Source organism: Isoptericola halotolerans (assembly GCF_003003075.1).
GTDB lineage: Bacteria > Actinomycetota > Actinomycetes > Actinomycetales > Cellulomonadaceae > Isoptericola > Isoptericola halotolerans_A.
The window spans coordinates 61,916-78,324 of the sequence record NZ_PVTX01000004.1; the positions used below are offsets into that span (position 1 = coordinate 61,916).

Genomic DNA, 16,409 nt, shown 5'->3' on the forward strand with positions numbered 1-16,409 from the left:
CGCCATGGTGTTGGGATCGCTTCCACACGTCTGCTCGGGGCCGATCAAGGACGTCGGCCGTGGGACGCGGGCGAACGTGCTCGACGAGGCGACCGACCCGCGAGGTGAACGATGACGTTCTCACGACCCGCGCGACACCGGCGCACCGCCCGTGTCGCCGCGCTCGCCCTGATCGCCGGCGGGGCGATCACGGCAGTCGCTCCCCCGGCCACCGCCGACGTCGTCGACGTCGGCTCCGGCAGCTACACCACCGACGCCGTCGGCCCCACGCCCCAGGGGTGCGACGCCGTCGAGGCCGACCCGCGCGCCTTCGTTACCGACGAGGCCCCCGACACCCCGCTGCCCACCAACGACTGGTGGACGTCGCTGGCGTACAAGGTGTTCGACTGCTCGTTCAGCGCACCCCTGCACGCGCACCCGGCCTCCTACCAGCCGTCCGCGGGCGGCCTCGGCGTCTCCTACACCACCGAGGCCGCCATCAGCGGCAGCGGCGCCGGTGTGAGCGAGTACCACTACCCGTACTCCGAGGACCTGCGGGCGGGCGTCGTCGGGCTGGACGCCCCGCACGTCGCCGTCGCCGACTGGACGGACTGGACCGTCACGCCCACGTGGGACGACGGCGACCAGTCGCTGCACGCGACCATCGGCCACGGCATGCCGGTCGCCTGGTTCGAGGCCACCGGCGGCGACGCGCTGCTCACCTTCTCCGGCACACCGGAGGTCTGGCTCGACGAGCCGGGACGCCTGGGCGTGCGGGTCGGCGGCGCCGACTACCTCGCCGTCGTCCCGACCGGCGTCTCCTGGTCCGTGAGCGGCACCTCGGCCACCGCGGGCACCGACCGCTTCGCGATCGCCCTCCTGCCCGACGTCGCCGACGCCGAGCGTGCCGCGCTCGTCGACGACTACACCGCGGCGGGGCGCAACCCCGTCACCGGCACCCGCGCCGACTACTCGTACGAGGCCGCGGACGGCGCGGTCAGCACCACCTACGCGTTCGAGACCACGCCCTGGCCCGGGGCCTCCGACGGCGGCACCGTCGCCGCGCTGTACCCGCACCAGAGCGCCTACCTCACCGGCGGCGTGCCGGCCGGACCCACCTACGTCTCACCGCGTGGTGACATGACGATCCTCACCGGCACGACCGAGTTCACCACGACCACGCCCTACGGCGGCGTGCTGCCGGAGCTGCCGGCCGTGGCGACGTCGGCCGGTGGCGACCGGGCGATGCTGGAGGCCTACCTCGACGAGGTCGGTGATCCGCTCGACCAGCGCAACGCCGACACCTACTGGACCGGCAAGGCCCTCGGCCGCGCCACCCGCATCGTGGAGATCGCCGACCAGCTCGGCCGCACCGCCCAGCGCGACGAAGCCCTCGACGCCGTCCGCGACGTCCTCACCGACTGGTTCACCGCCACGCCGGGCAAGACGGAGCAGGTCTTCGGCTACGACGACCGCTGGGGCACGCTCATCGGCTACCCGGCCTCCTACGGCGCGGACACCGAGCTCAACGACCACCACTTCCACTACGGCTACTACGTCGCCGCGGCCGCCACCCTGGCCCGGTTCGACCCGCAGTGGGCGGCCGACTACGGGCCGATGGTCGACCTGCTCATCCGTGACGCGAACGGCTACGACCGCGACGAGACCCGGTTCCCGTACCTGCGCGACTTCGACGTCTACGCCGGCCACGACTGGGCCTCCGGCCACGGGGCGTTCGCCGCCGGGAACAACCAGGAGTCCAGCTCCGAGGGCATGAACTTCGCCGGCGCGCTCGTCCAGTGGGGCGAGGCCACCGGCGACGACGAGGTGCGCGACGCCGGCGTCTACCTGTACGCCACGCAGGCGGCCGCGATCCAGCGCTACTGGTTCGACGTGGACGGCACCGTCTACCCCGACGCGTTCGAGCACCCCGTGGTCGGGATGGTCTGGGGCGACGGCGGTTCGTACTCCACGTGGTTCAGCGCCGAGCCGGAGATGATCCAGGGCATCAACACCCTGCCGATCACCGGGTCGCACCTGTACCTGGGCCGGTCGCCGTCCACCGTGCGCGACGCGTACGACCACCTCGAAGAGGTCAACGGCGGCCCGCCGACGGTGTGGCAGGACATCCTGTGGAGCTACCTGGCCCTCGGCGACGGGGCTCGCGCGCTCGACCTGCTGACGTCCTCGTCGTTCGAGCCGGAGGAGGGCGAGACGCCCGCCCACACGTACCACTGGGTGGCGAACCTGGCCTCCCTCGGGACGGTCGCGGACGACGTCGGCGCCGACCACGCGCTCGCGGCCGCGTTCGACGGTGACGGCGGGCGCACCTACGTGGCGGCCAACGTCACCGCGGCCCCGCTCACCGTCACGTTCTCCGACGGCACGGCCGTCGACGTGCCCGCGGGCAAGACGGTCGCGACCGGCGCGCACCAGTGGTCCGGTGGCGGCGCGCCGGGCGGCCCCACGCCCGACCCCGACCCGACGCCGGACCCGGACCCCACGCCGGACCCGACGCCGGACCCCGAACCCGGGGACCTCGAGCCCGTGCGACACCTCGGGCAGGACGGCACCCTCGACGCCGCGGCAGGCGCCGACGGACGTCTCGAGCTCGCCGGCGCCGGTGGCCAGAACCGCGACGGCACGCCGCACCAGCCGGTCGTGTTCGAGGCGACCGGCCTGACGGCCACGCACACCGGACAGGGCACGGACTTCTCGTTCGCCGTCGACGCCGGCACCGAGATCGGGCTGGCCGTGCAGGCTCGCGTCACCTACGACCTGGACGGTGACGGCGACGCCGAACGCACCGAGACGTACGCGTACTTCGCGACGGACCCGGTCCCCGGTGACGAGGCCTACACCGCCACCGGGCGCCTGACGTCGTCGCAGGGTGAGCTCGGCGACCTCGACGGCGGCACGGTGCGGGTGGAGCTGTGGAGCGTTCTCGGCAGCGAGAGCCCGACGGTCGCCACGGGGGCGGCGTCGTCGCTCACCCTGCCGTTCTCCTGAGCCACGCCCACCCGGGGCGAGCCCCGCAGGCGCACGACGGCCGCCGTCGGACCTGGTGTCCGGCGGCGGCCGTCGTGCGCCTGCGGGCGTCAGTTCTGCTGCTGGCCGTCGGACGCGGCGGCGATCTGCGCGCGCACCTCGTCCATGTCGAGACCCTTGACGGCCTCGACGACCTGCTTGAGCTGGGGGGCGGGCAGGGCGCCGGCCTGGTTGAACACCAGCACGCCCTCGCGGAACGCCATGAGCGTCGGGATCGCCGTCACGCCGGCGGCCGAGGCGATCTGCTGCTCCGCCTCGGTGTCGATCTTGGCGTGCACGACGTCGGTGTTCGCCTCGCTCGACGCCTCGAACACAGGCGCGAACTGGCGGCAGGGCCCGCACCAGGAGGCCCAGAAGTCGACCAGCACGATGTCGTTGTCCTTGATCGCCTGCTCGAACGTGGTGTCGGTCAGCTCGACGGTAGCCATGCGTAGTCCTCTCGTGGGGGGTTTCCTCTCTGGCACAGCGCACGCACCCGCCCAGGTATTCCGCCGTCGCCCGGCTGCCGCGCGCCGGGGCGGGCCGGCGTGGTCCACGTCACCACGACCGGCCCGCCAGCGGACGCCGCGACCGCCGTCGGGCTGGTAGAAACGAAGGGTGACCGACACCGCCGAGTTCCCTCCGGACGACGAGAACGACCACCCGACCGGGCCGGCCGGGTGGCTGACGCCCGAGGAGATCGCCGCCGTCAGGGCGCAGCTGCCGCTGGTGTACGTCGACGCCGTGCCCGTGCGGGTCGACGAGTCGGGCGACGTGGTCTCGGTCGGGCTGCTGCTGCGTGCCAGCCCGCTCGGCAGCATGACGCGTGCGCTCGTCACCGGCCGCGTCCTGTACCACGAGCGCGTCCGCGACGCCCTGCTGCGCCACATCGAGAAGGACCTGGGCCCCGTCGCCCTGCCGCAGGTGCCGACCTCGCCCCAGCCGTTCACCGTCGCCGAGTACTTCCCGACGCCGGGCATCACGCCCTTCCACGACCCGCGCCAGCACGCGATCTCGCTGGCCTACGTGGTGCCCGTCAACGGCGACTGCCGACCCCAGCAGAACGCCCTCGACCTGGCCTGGCTCACCCCCGAGGAGGCGTGCAGCGACACCGTGCAGGCCGAGATGGTCAACGGCCAGGGCGCGCTGGTCCGTCAGGCGATGGCCCACGTCGGGCGTCTCGACTGACCAGGTCGAGGTAGGGCAGGGCACGTCGAGGTAGCGCAGGGCACGTCGAGGTAGTGCTCACCCCAGGTCGAGGACGGGCCAGGCGGCCAGGTCGGCGCGCATCCGGCGGTCGTGCGTGGCGACCACGACGGCCGCCGACGTCCGCTCGAACGCGATCGTCAGCGCGTCGACCAGGTCCACCGACAGGTGGTTGGTCGGCTCGTCGAGCACCAGCAGGTGGGGTGCGTGCAGCAGCGCGAGCGCGATGTCGAACCGGCGGCGCTGGCCCACGCTCAGCTCGCGCAGGGGGCGGTCCAGCTCCTCCTCGGTGAGCAGGCCCAGCGCCGCCACGGGGACCAGGTGCTCCGGGTCCAGCTCGCCCCGGTCCAGCAGCGCGAGCGCCTCGGCCGCGTAGGCGTCGAACCCGGACTCCGACGAGCGCCGGGCGTCGGCGCCGCCGTCGGGCACCCTGCCCTCCTGCCCGACGACGCCGATCCGCACCCCCTCGCTGGAGGTCCTCGTCCCCCGCGCCAGAGGCAGGGTGCCGGCGAACGCACCGAGCAGGGTGGACTTGCCCGTGCCGTTGGGGCCGACGACGAGCAGCCGGCCCGACGGCGGCACCGCGAGCCGCGTGCCGGGCAGGTCGAGCCGCACCCCGCCGTCGGGCGACTCCACCCGCGGCGAGCGCAGGTCGACGAGCGGCTCGGCCGGGTCCCAGCCCGGCGACAGGGCGGGCAGGTCCGGGAAGGCGAGCTCCAGCGGCGGGGGCGGTACGTCGACCGCTTCGGCCTTCAGCTTCTCGACGAGCCGGTCGGCGGCCTTGACGTGGATGCGTGCGCGCGTCCCGCGGCGGTGCTTCTGGGACCCCTTGGGCGGACGCCACTCGTCCGAGAGGCCCTCGTAGGACCGGTCGAGCCGGAACGCGAGCTCGTCGGCGCGCTGCTGCTCGGTCCGGTAGCGCTGCTTCCACCGCTGCAGGGCCTGGTTCTTCGCGAACCGGTAGGAGAGGTAGCCGGGCTGCCCGTACAGCACCGGCACCCCGTCCATCGACGGGTCGAGGTCGTACACCGCGGTGACGACGTCGTCGATGAGCTCGCGGTCGTGCGTGACGAGGACGACGCCGCCGTGCCACCCGACCACCGTCTCGGTGAGGTAGTCCAGGCCGGAGTCGTCGAGGTGGTTGGTCGGCTCGTCGAGGAGCAGCAGGTCGGCCCGCTCCGCGAGCCGGCAGGCCAGCCGGACGCGGTAGCGCTGCCCGACGGACAGCGTCTCGAGCGCCCGGTCCCGGTCGCGGACGGCGCCGAGCCGGGTGAGCGCCTCGTCGACGCGGCGATCGGCGTCCCAGGCGGCGAGGTGCTCGGCGCGCGAGAGCAGGGTGCTGAGCTCGGCCAGGTCGCCCGACTCGTGGTCGAACGCCGCAGCGGCGGCCTCCAGGTCGGCGGCGAGCCGCCGTAGGTCGGCCAGCGTGGCGTCGACCAGGTCGCCCACCGTCACGCCCGGCGGCGCGGTGAGCTCCTGCTCCACCATCCCGACGGACCCGGTGCGTCGCACCTCGCCCGACGACGGTACGAGGTCGCCGGCGAGCAGGTGCAGCAGCGTGGACTTGCCGGACCCGTTCTCCCCGACCACGCCGAGCCGGACGCCCGCCGAGACCCTGAGGTCCACCCCGGCGAGGACGGGACGGCCGGGGTACGCGAACGCGAGATCGGTGGCGACGAGATGCACCGCACCAGGTTAGGCGCGGTCGACGTCCCGACCCGACCACAGGTCTCCGCACTCGACAGCCAGCGCGCCGTGGCCGGCCAGGTATCGGCCCGCTCCGGTGTCGCCGGCCAGCACGGCGCGTACCCCCGCCCAGTGCGCGCGACCCAGCAGCACGGGGTGTCCGGGGCGCCCGCCGTACACGGCGCGGGCCAGGACGCCCGCCGGCGTGGTCGCCACGCGCGCGGAGCGGTCGAGCACGCGCCGCACGGCTTCCGGCGACGCGTCGGGAGTGTCGACGGGCGTGACCACCAGGGCGTCGGTGTCGCTCGTGGCGGCGGCGTCGAGGCCGGCGCGCAGGGTGGCGGCGAGCCCGTCGGCCCAGTCCTCCACGCCGAGCGCGCGGGCCGGCGGCGGCACCAGGGCGGCGACCTCGTCCCCGCGCGCGCCGACGGCCACCAGCACGTCGTCGCACCCGGCGTCCTGCAGCATCCGCACGGCGCGGAGCACCCAGGGTTCACCCGTCGTCGTACGCGCCAGGCCCTTGGGTCCGCCGAACCGGGACCCTGCTCCCGCGGCGAGGACGAGCCCTTTCACCCGCACGGGCTCTCCCTTCGTTGCCGCGTCATCGCAGCGTAGCCCGCCGGAAACATGCTCTCGGCACACTTCAGTCCATGCTTGACATGGCGCGGGACCTGCTCCCCCTCGTGCGATCCGGGACGGCGGTCGCCACGGTGACGGTGGCACGCGTCGCCAGCAGCGCCCCGCGCGGGGTCGGCGCGGCGATGGCGGTCACCGGTGACGGCGCCGTGCTCGGGTCGATCTCGGGCGGCTGCGTCGAGGGCGAGGCCGTCGTGCTCGCCCACGCGGTCCTCGCCACGGGCCGGGCGCAGACCGCGCGGTTCGGGTTCGACGACGCCACCGCCCACGCCGCGGGCCTCGCCTGCGGCGGGCAGGTCGACGTCGTCGCCCAGCGGCTCGACCTCAGCGACACCCGCACGATGCGGGCGCTGGAGGACGCCGCGGCCGACCGGCACGCCGCCGTCGCCGTCGTCGTCTCCGGACCCGAGACCGGCCGCACGCTCGACGTCGCGACGGCCATCGACGCGACGGCGGCAGCCGCGCTCTCGGACCGCGCCAGCAGGCTGCTTCCCGGCGCGTCCCGGGGCGAGGACCTGCTCGTCCTGCAGCACGCACCCCGCGCCCGCCTGATCATCCTCGGCGCCGGTGAGCACGCCGCCGCGCTGTGCCACGTCGGGGCGGCGGCCGGGTTCGCCGTGACCGTCTGCGACCCGTGGGAGACGCTGCTGACCACCGCGCGCTTCCCGGCCGCGGACCAGCTCGTGGCCGCGCTGCCCCACGAGTACCTGGGCCGGCTCACCGGGTCGGAGACCGACGCCCGCACGGCCGTGTGCGTCCTGACGCACGACGAACGCCTCGACGTCGCCGCGATCCGGCGCGCCCTGTCCCTGCCGGTCGGGTTCGTGGGGGCGATGGGTGCCCGCGCCACGGTCGCCCGCCGCGCCGCACGGCTGCGGGACGCCGGTATCGACGACGTCGACCTCGCACGCCTGCACTCACCGCTCGGCCTGGACCTGTCCGGCTCCGCACCCGAGGAGACCGCGCTGTCGGTCCTGGCGGAGATCGTCGCCTCGCGGCACGGCGGCTCCGGCCGTCCGCTGCGCGAGGCGACCGGGCCGATCCACCGCGACCGGGTGACCCCGTCCCCCGCCGGCCCCGTCCCTCGCGACGGCGCGCTCCCCGACGGCTCCGCGCCGTCCTGCACCGGAGGTACCCACCCATGACCCGCACCGTCCTCGAGAACGGCTACGTCGCCACCGTCGACGCCGCGCGCACCGAGCACGCCGTCGGCCACGTCGTGCTCGACGGCGGCGAGATCGTCGCCGTCGGTGCCGGCCGGGCGCCGGAGCACCTGCGCGCCGACGCCGACGTCGTCGACGCCTCGGGTTGCCTCGTCACGCCGGGGCTGATCAACACCCACCACCACCTGTACCAGTGGTTGACCCGGGGGTACGCCCAGGACTCGATCCTCTTCGACTGGCTGACCGCGCTGTACCCGCTGTGGTCACGCATCGACGCCGGGCTGACCGGCACGGGCGCGGCTGGGGCGATGGCCGTGCTGGCGCGGTCGGGCTGCACCACCGTGGGAGACCACCACTACGTGTTCCCGCAGGGTTCCGGCGACATCGTCGGCGCGATCGTCGAGGCCGCGTCCCGCGTGGGCGTCCGGCTGCACGCCACCCGGGGGTCGATGGATCTCGGCGCGTCCCAGGGCGGGCTGCCGCCGGACTTCGCCGTGGAGACGACGGACGCGGCCCTCGCCGCGTCCGCCGAGGCCGTCGAGCGGTACCACGACGCCTCGCGGGACGCGATGGTCCGCGTGGCGATCGCCCCGTGCTCGCCGTTCTCGGTGACGCCGGACCTGCTGCGCGAGGCCGCGGTGCTCGCCCGGTCGCTCGGCGTGCGCCTGCACACCCACGCCTCGGAGACCGTCGAGGAGGACGCCTACTGCCTCGAGCACTTCGGTACGTCGCCGACGCAGTACCTCGAGGACCAGGGCTGGCTCGGCCCGGACGTGTGGATGGCGCACTGCGTGCACCTCGACGCCGCGGCGATCGGGCGGTACGCAGCCACCGGTACCGGCGTGGCGCACTGCCCGTCGTCGAACGGCCGGCTCGCGGCGGGCATCGCGCCCGTGCGGTCCCTGCTCGACGCCGGGGTCGCGGTGGGCCTCGGCGTGGACGGTGCCGCGTCGAACGAGTCGGGACAGCTCGGCGTCGAGATCCGCGAGTCCGTGCTCATGAACCGGCTGCGCACCGGAGCAGACTCGATGAGCGTGCGCGACGGGCTGCACGTCGCGACCATGGGCGGCGCCCGCGTGCTGGGTCGCCAGGACGAGATCGGCTCGCTCGAGGTCGGCAAGCTCGCCGACGTCGCCGTCTGGCGGGTCGACGGCGTCGAGCACGCCGGCATCCTCGACCCCGTCGCCGCGCTGGGGCTGGGTGCCCTGCCCCCGCTGAAGCGCCTGTACGTGGGCGGACGCACCGTGGTCGAGGACGCCACGCTCGTCACGACCGAGGAGCCGAAGCTCGCCCACGAGGTGGCCCTCGCCTCGCGCGAGCTCGCCGAGCGGCTCTGATGGACATCACCTCCGTCACCGGGTTCCGCACGGCCCGCACCCGGGACGACCTCGCCCTCGCCCCGGGCGAGGTGTTCCTCGGTGGCGGCACCTGGCTGATGAGTGAGCCGCAGCCCGGCACCACCGGGTTCGTCGACCTCACCACGCTCGAGTGGCCCGCCCTGGAGGTCCGCGACGAGGGCCTGCGGATCGCGGCGACCTGCACGATCGCGACGCTGCGCGCCTGGGCCGAGGGACGCGGGCCCGTCGCTGTCCCGGCCGACTGGTCGGCGGTGTCGATGATCCCCGACGCCGCCGACGCCCTGCTGGCCTCCTTCAAGATCTGGAACACCGCGACCGTCGGCGGGAACGTCTGCCGAGCGTTCCCCGTGGCCGCGATGGTGTCGCTGGCCGTCGCACTCGACGGCGTCGCGGAGGTCTGGGCGCCCGACGGCCGGAGCCACCGCCTGCCGGTCGCCGAGCTCGTCACCGGCGCCGGGCGGACCGCGCTGGGACCCGGCGAGGTGGTGCGCGCGATCGAGCTGCCCGCCCACGCCCTGCGGTCCCGCGCCGGGCTGCGCAAGATCGCCCTGGCCGAGCTCGGACGCTCCGGCGCCGTCGTGACCGGCCGCCTCGACACGGACGGCGCCGCCGTCTTCACCGTGACGGCCGCCGTCGAACGCCCCGCCGTGCTGCGCTTCGCCGCGCTGCCCGACGCCGACACGCTCGCCGCCGCCGTCGGCGGCCTCGCGGGCTACTACTCCGACTCCCTCGGCGCGGCGGACTGGCGCCGCGGGGTGAGCGTCGTGCTCGCCGCACGTCTGCAGCGAGAGCTCGCCGGCCCCTCCGCCGACCACGACACCGAGGACCCCGAGGACCCCGAGGACCCCGAGGACCACGCATGAAGATCGACGTCAACGGCACCGTGCACGACACCGCGCCCCGTCCCGGGCAGTGCCTGCGCACCCTGCTGCGCGAGCACGGGCACACCGAGGTCAAGAAGGGCTGCGACGCGGGCGACTGCGGGGCCTGCGCCGTGCTGCTGGACGGCTCCCCGGTGCACTCGTGCGTCGTGCCCGCCCCGCGGGCCGATGGCGCCCGCGTCACCACCGCCGCGGGCCTCGCCCCGGGTGGCGAGCTGCACCCCGTGCAGGAAGCGCTGATCGAGGAGTTCGGCTTCCAGTGCGGGTTCTGCACGCCCGGCATGAGCGTCACCGCCTCCTGCCTCACCGCCGACGACCTGCCCGACCTCGACCGGCGGCTCAAGGGCAGCCTGTGCCGCTGCACCGGCTACCGCCCGATCCGCGCGGCGATCCGTCACGCGCTGGGCGACGGCGGCGCGACCCCGCCGGGCGCGGACGGCCGGGCCGCGCAGGAGGGCGGGGCCGACGACGGCGGTCCCGCGGCCGGCGTCGGACGCTCCGTCTCCCCCGAGCCCGCCCGGCGCGTGGTCCAGGGGCGCGAACCGTTCACGTTCGACACACCGGAGGCCACCGGCACCCTGGTGCTGCGCGTCCTCGGGTCGCGCCATGCCCACGCGCGGATCAGCGAGATCGACACCGCCGCCGCCCGCGCGCTGCCCGGCGTCGTGGCCGTCCTCACCCATGCCGACGCTCCGCAGAAGCGGTTCTCCACGGCGCGCCACGAACACCGCACCGACGACCCCGACGACACCCGGGTGCTCGACGACACGGTCCGGTTCGTCGGCCAACGGATCGCCGCCGTGGTCGCCGAGACGGCCGAGATCGCCGACGCCGCGCTCGGCCTCATCGACGTGACCTACTCCCCGCTGCCGTCCGTGCTCGACCCGGAGGAGGCCCGGCGACCCGACGCCCCGGTGATCCACCCCGACCGACCCGCCGAGGCCCTGGCCGACCCCGACCGGCCGAACGTGCTCGGGAGCCTGCACGCCGGCATCGGCGGCGACGTCGGGGCGGCCCTCGCCGCGAGCGCCGTCACCGTCGGCGGCACCTGGCACACGGGCCGCGTGGCGCACGCCCAGCTCGAGACGCACGGTGCGCTCGGGCGGCTCGACGACGACGGACGGTTGGTGATCCGTTCCAGCACCCAGGTGCCGTTCCTCACCCGTGCCGAGATCGCCCACGTCTTCGACCTGCCGACGGAGCGCGTGCGGGTGTACGCCGCCCGGGTCGGCGGCGGGTTCGGCGGCAAGCAGGAGATGTTCGTCGAGGACCTCGTGGCGCTCGCGGTGCTCACCACGGGCCGGCCGGTGTCGTACGAGTTCTCGCGCACCGACGAGTTCCGGCGCGCGGCGCTGCGCCATCCGTTCCGGGTGGAGGTGACTCTCGGGGCGACGGCGGACGGGGTGCTGACCGCGATGCAGGTCGACGTGCTCAGCAACACCGGTGCGTACGGCAACCACGGCATCGGCGTGCTGTTCCACTCGGTGGCCGAGTCGATCAACGTCTACCGCTGCGCCGTGAAGCGCGTCGACGCCGAGTCCGTCTACACCAACGCGGTGCCCTCGGGTGCGTTCCGCGGGTACGGGCTCGGACAGGTGATCCTCGGTGTCGAGTCGGCGATGGACCTGCTCGCCCAGCGTCTGGAGATCGATCCGTTCGAGCTCCGCCGCCGCAACGCGGTCCGCGACGGTGACCCGCTGCTCACGGTCGACGACGAGCCCGAACCGGACCTGCGGTGGGGCAGCTACGGGCTCGACCAGTGCCTGGACCTGGCCCAGGACGCGCTGCGGCGCGGCAACGGGGTGGAGGCGCCGGCCGGCTGGCACGTCGGCGAGGGCATGGCGATCGCGTTCATCGCGGGCGCGGCCCCGGGTGGCCACCACGCGCACGCCTCGGCGTCGCTGCGACCGGACGGCACGTTCGCGCTCTCGGTGGGCACGGCCGAGTTCGGCAACGGCACCAGCACGGTGCACCGGCAGATCGCGGCGTCGACCCTGGCCGCGACGCCGGACCGGATCGAGCTGCGCGCCTCGGACACCGACCTGGTGGAGCACGACACGGGCGCGTTCGCGTCGGCGGGCACGGTGGTGGCGGGCAAGGCGCTCTCGCGCGCCTGCACGGCGCTTCGCGGTCTGATGGTCGACGTCGCCCGGCAGGTGGCCGACGACGGTGCACCAGCAGCGGGGGCGGAAGCGCGGGCGGAGCTCACCGCCGAGGGCGTCCGGGTCGGCGAGCGGCTGGTCGGCTTCGCCGAGATCGTCGCGGCGGCGGGCGGCCCGGGCCACCAGGAGCTGACGACCCACGGCAGCGACGACGGCAAGGAACGCAGCCTGGCGTTCAACGTGCACGCGGTGCGGGTCGCCGTCGACCCGGACACCGGATCGGTGCGGGTGCTGCAGTCGGTGCAGGCCGCCGACGCCGGGTTCGTCATGAACCCCGCCCAGTGCCGCGGCCAGGTCGAGGGTGGCGCCGCGCAGGGTCTCGGCAGCGCCCTGTACGAGGAGGTGCTGCTCGACGAGTCGGGCGCCGTGGCCAACCCGGCGTTCCGGACCTACCGCGTCCCGCAGTCGGCGGACGTCCCGGACACCGAGGTCTACTTCGCGGACACCTTCGACGCGATCGGACCGTTCGGGGCGAAGTCCATGAGCGAGTCGCCGTACAACCCGGTGGCTCCTGCCGTCGGCAACGCGATCGCGCGGGCGATCGGCCGACGGCCGTACCGCCAGCCCTTCACCCGCGAGCGGGTGTGGCGGCTGGCCCAGCAGGACGCGGACATCCACGCCACAGGGTGAAGTGATCGCTTAACCGACCGGTAACGCCGTCACGCTCGGGGCGAAACGTCGGCTGGCTACGTTGCCGTTCGTCCCTGTCGGTCGAGGTCGAGCGGAGTTCCACCCCATGGCAGTTCACAGCACCCCTGCGCGACGTGCCCGAGCCGGTGCCGTCGCCGCGATCGCCGTCGGCGCCCTCACGCTCGGCGCCTGCGCCGGCGAGGAGCCGGCCGCGTCCACCGCCGAGGGCGACGACGCGTCGTACGGCGAGATCAGCGTCCAGTACTCCTGGATCAAGAACGAGGAGTTCGCCGGCGAGTTCTACGCCGACGAGAACGGCTACTACGACGAGGCCGGCTTCGACGAGGTCGTGGGGATCTCCGGCCCGGACACCGGCGTCGCCAAGCTCCTCTCCGGCACGGTCGAGGTGGCTCTCAGCGACGCCGCCTCCATCGGCGCCGCGATCGCCGAGCAGGAAGCGCCGCTGAAGATCATCGGTGCCACGTTCCAGAAGAACCCCTTCACGATCCTGTCGCTGGCCGAGGGTGCCGACATCTCCTCCCCGGAAGACATGGTGGGCAAGACCATCGGCGTGCAGGACTCCAACGCCTCGGTGTTCGCCGCGCTGCTGAAGGCCAACGACATCGACGAGAGCGAGGTCACGGTCGTCCCCGTCGACTTCGACCCGACGCCCCTGATGAACGAGGAGGTCGACGGGTTCATGGCCTACCTCACCAACGAGGCCCTGACCGTCGAGCTCGCCGGCTACGACGTCACCAACCTCGCCTACGCCGAGAACGGCGTGCCGTACGTCGCCGAGACCTTCAGCGTCACCGACCAGTACCTGGCCGAGAACCGCGATCTGCTCAAGGCGTTCCTGACCGCCGAGATCAAGGGGTGGACGGACGTGTTCACCGAGCCGGCCGACGACACCGTCGCGCTCGTCGAGAAGTACTACAGCGCCGCGGCCAGCGAGTCCGAGGACGGCCTGGAGGCCGTCTTCGGTGCCCTCGACCCCGAGAAGACGGCGATGGGCCTGGAGGCCGAGAAGGAGCTCATCTCCACCTCCGAGACCGAGGCGAACGGCCTGTTCACCATCTCCGAGGAGCTCCAGCAGGAGACGGTCGACTCGCTCGCCGCCGCCGGGTGGGACGTGAGCACCGACGAGCTCTTCGACACCTCCATCATCGACGAGATCTACGCCGAGCAGCCCGACCTCGTCGACTACCTCCCGTAGGGAACCATGAGCCACGACACCACGTCGAGCGCCCTCTCCCCGGGGCTGCCGCAGGAGCCTGCGGCAGCCCCGGGGGGCACGGGCATCCACATCGACGGCCTGACCAAGACGTTCCGCACCGGTCGCCGCCAGGCCGTGACCGCACTGCAGGACGCCCACCTGCACACCGAGAAGGGCTCGTTCCTCGCGCTCCTCGGGCCGTCCGGGTGCGGCAAGTCGACGATCCTGCGGGTGCTCGCCGACCTCGAGCACCCGACGTCCGGCGAGGTGTTCGTCGACGGCAAGACCCCGGCACAGCTGCGGCGGGACAGCGAGCTCGGCATCGCCTTCCAGGACCACGCGCTGCTGCCCTGGCGCAGCGTGCTGACCAACATCCGCCTCGTCTTCGAGATCGCGGGCCGCACGGTCGACAAGGCCTACGTCGACGAGCTCGTCCAGCTCGTCGGGCTGACCGGCTTCGAGAAGGCCAAGCCGGCCCAGCTCTCCGGCGGCATGCGCCAGCGGGTGTCCATCGCCCGCGCCCTCGCGCTCAAACCGTCGGTGCTGCTGCTCGACGAGCCCTTCGGCGCGCTGGACGACATGACACGGCAGAGCCTCAACCTCGAGCTGCTGCGCATCTGGACCGAGAAACCGGCCACCACACTCCTGGTCACGCACGGCATCTCCGAGGCGATCTTCCTCTCGGACCGGGTCGCGGTCATGTCGGCCCGCCCCGGGCGCATCAAGGAGATCATCGAGGTGGACCTCCCCCGCCCCCGCACGCCCGAGATGATGCGGACCCCCGAGTTCCACGCGCTCGTCGACCGGGCGTCCGAGATCCTGTTCGGCACACGCGGCGCTGCTGCGGAGGTCTGATGCCACAACGCACCCGCATCCCCGGCTGGCTCGCCGGTCTCATCGGCGCCGTCGCCCTGATCGGCGCCTGGTGGGTCTTCTCCGCCACGATCTTCCAGCCCCCGCCCGGGACCACGTTCACGCCGGTCCCCTCGCCGTGGGTCGTGTTCGCCACGATCGCCGACGACGGCCTGGCTGCCTACCGCGGGGTGTTCTCGGTGACGATCACCGAGGCGCTCATCGGCTTCGCGTGGGGCAACGGCGTCGCGCTGCTGCTCGCCGCGACCGTGCTGCTGGCGCCTCGCATCGAGACCGTGGTCACCCAGATCGCCGTGGTCAGCTACTGCCTGCCGGTCGTGGCCGTCGGCGGCATCGCGATCGTCGTCCTCGGCGGGGCACCGCGGCCCGGCGAACCCAGCGCGACGGCGATCTTCCTCGCCGCGCTCGCCGTGTTCTTCACCACGGTCGTCGGCGCGCTGCTCGGCTTCAAGTCCGCGGACTCCGCGAGCCTCGACGTCGTGCGGGTGTACGGCGGCACCCGGTTCACCCAGCTGCGCAAGGTACGGCTCGTCGCCGCGACCCCCGCGATCCTCAACGCTCTGCAGATCGCCGTCCCCTCGGCGTTCCTGGGCGCGGTGCTCGGGGAGTACATGGGTGGGATCGACCAGGGAGTCGGCATCACGCTGATCCGGCTCCAGGGCGAGCTCGACTCGCCCCGCGTGTGGGCCGTGTTCCTGCTCACCGCCGCCGTCGCCCTCGTCGGCTACGGCATCGTCGGCCTGATCTCACGACTGGCCACCCCGTGGGTGGCGGGACGGAGCACCTCATGAGCGCCGTGTCCTGGCGCCCCGTCGGCCGCGCCGTCGTCAACGCCCTGCTGACCTTCGCGATCGTCCTGTCCCTCTGGTGGGCCGTCGTGAACCTCACGGGGATGTCGCCCTACGTCGCCAAGGGACCGGCGCAGGTGTGGGAGTTCCTCGTGGCGGGCGAGGACGCCGCGGCGAACCGGGCCGACCTGACGCCCCTGCTGGTGCGCACCCTGCAGGACGCCGCCCTCGGCTTCGTCGTGGGCATGGGGGTCGCGGGCGTGCTCGCCGTGACGTTCTCGCTGTCCCGCACGGTCGAGGCGGGCGTGATGCCCCTGGCGCTCCTGCTGCGCGCGATCCCCCTCGTCTCCATCGCGCCGGTGATCATCCTCATCACGGGCCGCGGGACCCAGGCCTCGGTCGCCGTCATCGGCTCCATCGTCGTGCTGTTCCCCGCCCTCGCGTCGATCCTCTTCGGGCTCGACCGGGCGAGCGGTCAGAGTCTCGACCTGGTGCACGTCTACGGCGGCACCCGCCTGACCGCGATGCGCAAGGTCAACGTCCCCGGCGCGCTGCCGTCGCTGTTCGCTGCGGCGCGCGTCTCCGTCCCGGGAGCGGTCACCGGTGCGCTGCTCGCCGAGTGGCTGTCCACCGGCACCGGCATCGGCGGGTCCATCGTGAAGTTCACGGCGTCCGCCCGCTTCGACGACCTGTGGGCCTCCGTCGCGCTCATCACCATCGTGACGCTGCTGCTCTACAACCTGGTCCAGGTCATCGAGAACGTGGTGCTCTCCCGGATGGCGATGACGACGGCGCAGCGCTGAC

The 16,409-nt window shown here is 73.7% G+C and carries 13 protein-coding genes; 10 read left to right on the forward strand and 3 right to left on the reverse strand.

The features are described 5' to 3' along the window. Positions 1 to 111: 111 nt before the first annotated feature. Complete coding sequence (locus BCL65_RS18440; protein WP_106266589.1) at positions 112 to 2,988, forward strand: glycosyl hydrolase; 2,877 nt, start codon at positions 112 to 114, stop codon at positions 2,986 to 2,988. Between the two features lie 89 nt (positions 2,989 to 3,077). Here the strand turns inward: BCL65_RS18440 and trxA are convergent, their stop codons facing one another. Continuing rightward, the gene (gene trxA, locus BCL65_RS07215) at positions 3,078 to 3,455 is read right to left on the reverse strand and encodes a thioredoxin (protein WP_106266591.1); all 378 of its coding nucleotides are present in this window, start codon (positions 3,453 to 3,455) and stop codon (positions 3,078 to 3,080) included. Positions 3,456 to 3,624: 169 nt separating this feature from the next. On the opposite strand from trxA, the gene BCL65_RS07220 reads away from it, so the two are divergent. After that, the gene (locus BCL65_RS07220; protein WP_106266593.1) at positions 3,625 to 4,194 is read left to right on the forward strand and encodes an NUDIX hydrolase family protein; all 570 of its coding nucleotides are present in this window, start codon (positions 3,625 to 3,627) and stop codon (positions 4,192 to 4,194) included. A 57-nt stretch (positions 4,195 to 4,251) separates the two neighbouring features. Here the strand turns inward: BCL65_RS07220 and BCL65_RS07225 are convergent, their stop codons facing one another. Together BCL65_RS07225 and BCL65_RS07230 are read right to left on the reverse strand one after the other, a co-directional pair. Beyond that, positions 4,252 to 5,898, reverse strand: coding sequence for an ATP-binding cassette domain-containing protein (locus BCL65_RS07225; protein WP_106266595.1), 1,647 nt, complete (start codon positions 5,896 to 5,898; stop codon positions 4,252 to 4,254). 9 nt (positions 5,899 to 5,907) lie between these two features. Then, on the reverse strand, positions 5,908 to 6,477 hold the full coding sequence (locus tag BCL65_RS07230; RefSeq protein WP_106266597.1) for a nucleotidyltransferase family protein: 570 nt from the start codon (positions 6,475 to 6,477) through the stop codon (positions 5,908 to 5,910). Positions 6,478 to 6,548: 71 nt separating this feature from the next. Between BCL65_RS07230 and BCL65_RS07235 the strand changes: the two genes are divergently transcribed. The 8 genes from BCL65_RS07235 (at position 6,549) to BCL65_RS07270 (ending at position 16,408) form a co-directional block, all read left to right on the forward strand. After that, positions 6,549 to 7,679, forward strand: coding sequence for an XdhC family protein (locus BCL65_RS07235; protein WP_106266599.1), 1,131 nt, complete (start codon positions 6,549 to 6,551; stop codon positions 7,677 to 7,679). Beyond that, on the forward strand, positions 7,676 to 9,034 hold the full coding sequence (locus BCL65_RS07240) for an 8-oxoguanine deaminase (protein ID WP_106266601.1): 1,359 nt from the start codon (positions 7,676 to 7,678) through the stop codon (positions 9,032 to 9,034). The genes BCL65_RS07235 and BCL65_RS07240 overlap by 4 nt, the downstream gene beginning before the upstream one ends. Continuing rightward, entirely contained in the window at positions 9,034 to 9,918 is an 885-nt protein-coding gene (locus tag BCL65_RS07245; protein WP_106266603.1) for an FAD binding domain-containing protein, read from the forward strand. The genes BCL65_RS07240 and BCL65_RS07245 overlap by 1 nt, the downstream gene beginning before the upstream one ends. After that, a complete protein-coding gene (locus BCL65_RS07250) occupies positions 9,915 to 12,728 on the forward strand; it encodes a molybdopterin-dependent oxidoreductase (RefSeq protein ID WP_106266605.1) in 2,814 nt (937 codons plus the stop codon). Before BCL65_RS07245 ends, BCL65_RS07250 begins: the two co-directional genes overlap by 4 nt. A gap of 106 nt (positions 12,729 to 12,834) precedes the next feature. After that, complete coding sequence (locus BCL65_RS07255) at positions 12,835 to 13,944, forward strand: ABC transporter substrate-binding protein (protein ID WP_106266607.1); 1,110 nt, start codon at positions 12,835 to 12,837, stop codon at positions 13,942 to 13,944. Positions 13,945 to 13,950: 6 nt separating this feature from the next. Beyond that, entirely contained in the window at positions 13,951 to 14,799 is an 849-nt protein-coding gene (locus BCL65_RS07260) for an ABC transporter ATP-binding protein (RefSeq protein WP_106266609.1), read from the forward strand. Next, a complete protein-coding gene (locus BCL65_RS07265) occupies positions 14,799 to 15,608 on the forward strand; it encodes an ABC transporter permease (protein ID WP_106266611.1) in 810 nt (269 codons plus the stop codon). Before BCL65_RS07260 ends, BCL65_RS07265 begins: the two co-directional genes overlap by 1 nt. Further along, complete coding sequence (locus BCL65_RS07270) at positions 15,605 to 16,408, forward strand: ABC transporter permease (protein WP_106266936.1); 804 nt, start codon at positions 15,605 to 15,607, stop codon at positions 16,406 to 16,408. Before BCL65_RS07265 ends, BCL65_RS07270 begins: the two co-directional genes overlap by 4 nt. The last annotated feature ends 1 nt before the right edge of the window (position 16,409 follow it).

What these genes read in the sequence shown, in the direction of transcription:
- BCL65_RS18440 (WP_106266589.1), top strand. Translation starts at nt 112, where the DNA reads ATGACGTTCTCACGACCCGCGCGACACCGGCGCACCGCCCGTGTCGCC.
- trxA (WP_106266591.1), bottom strand. Translation starts at nt 3,455, where the DNA reads ATGGCTACCGTCGAGCTGACCGACACCACGTTCGAGCAGGCGATCAAG.
- BCL65_RS07235 (WP_106266599.1), top strand. Translation starts at nt 6,549, where the DNA reads ATGCTTGACATGGCGCGGGACCTGCTCCCCCTCGTGCGATCCGGGACG.
- BCL65_RS07240 (WP_106266601.1), top strand. Translation starts at nt 7,676, where the DNA reads ATGACCCGCACCGTCCTCGAGAACGGCTACGTCGCCACCGTCGACGCC.
- BCL65_RS07245 (WP_106266603.1), top strand. Translation starts at nt 9,034, where the DNA reads ATGGACATCACCTCCGTCACCGGGTTCCGCACGGCCCGCACCCGGGAC.
- BCL65_RS07250 (WP_106266605.1), top strand. Translation starts at nt 9,915, where the DNA reads ATGAAGATCGACGTCAACGGCACCGTGCACGACACCGCGCCCCGTCCC.
- BCL65_RS07255 (WP_106266607.1), top strand. Translation starts at nt 12,835, where the DNA reads ATGGCAGTTCACAGCACCCCTGCGCGACGTGCCCGAGCCGGTGCCGTC.
- BCL65_RS07260 (WP_106266609.1), top strand. Translation starts at nt 13,951, where the DNA reads ATGAGCCACGACACCACGTCGAGCGCCCTCTCCCCGGGGCTGCCGCAG.
- BCL65_RS07265 (WP_106266611.1), top strand. Translation starts at nt 14,799, where the DNA reads ATGCCACAACGCACCCGCATCCCCGGCTGGCTCGCCGGTCTCATCGGC.
- BCL65_RS07270 (WP_106266936.1), top strand. Translation starts at nt 15,605, where the DNA reads ATGAGCGCCGTGTCCTGGCGCCCCGTCGGCCGCGCCGTCGTCAACGCC.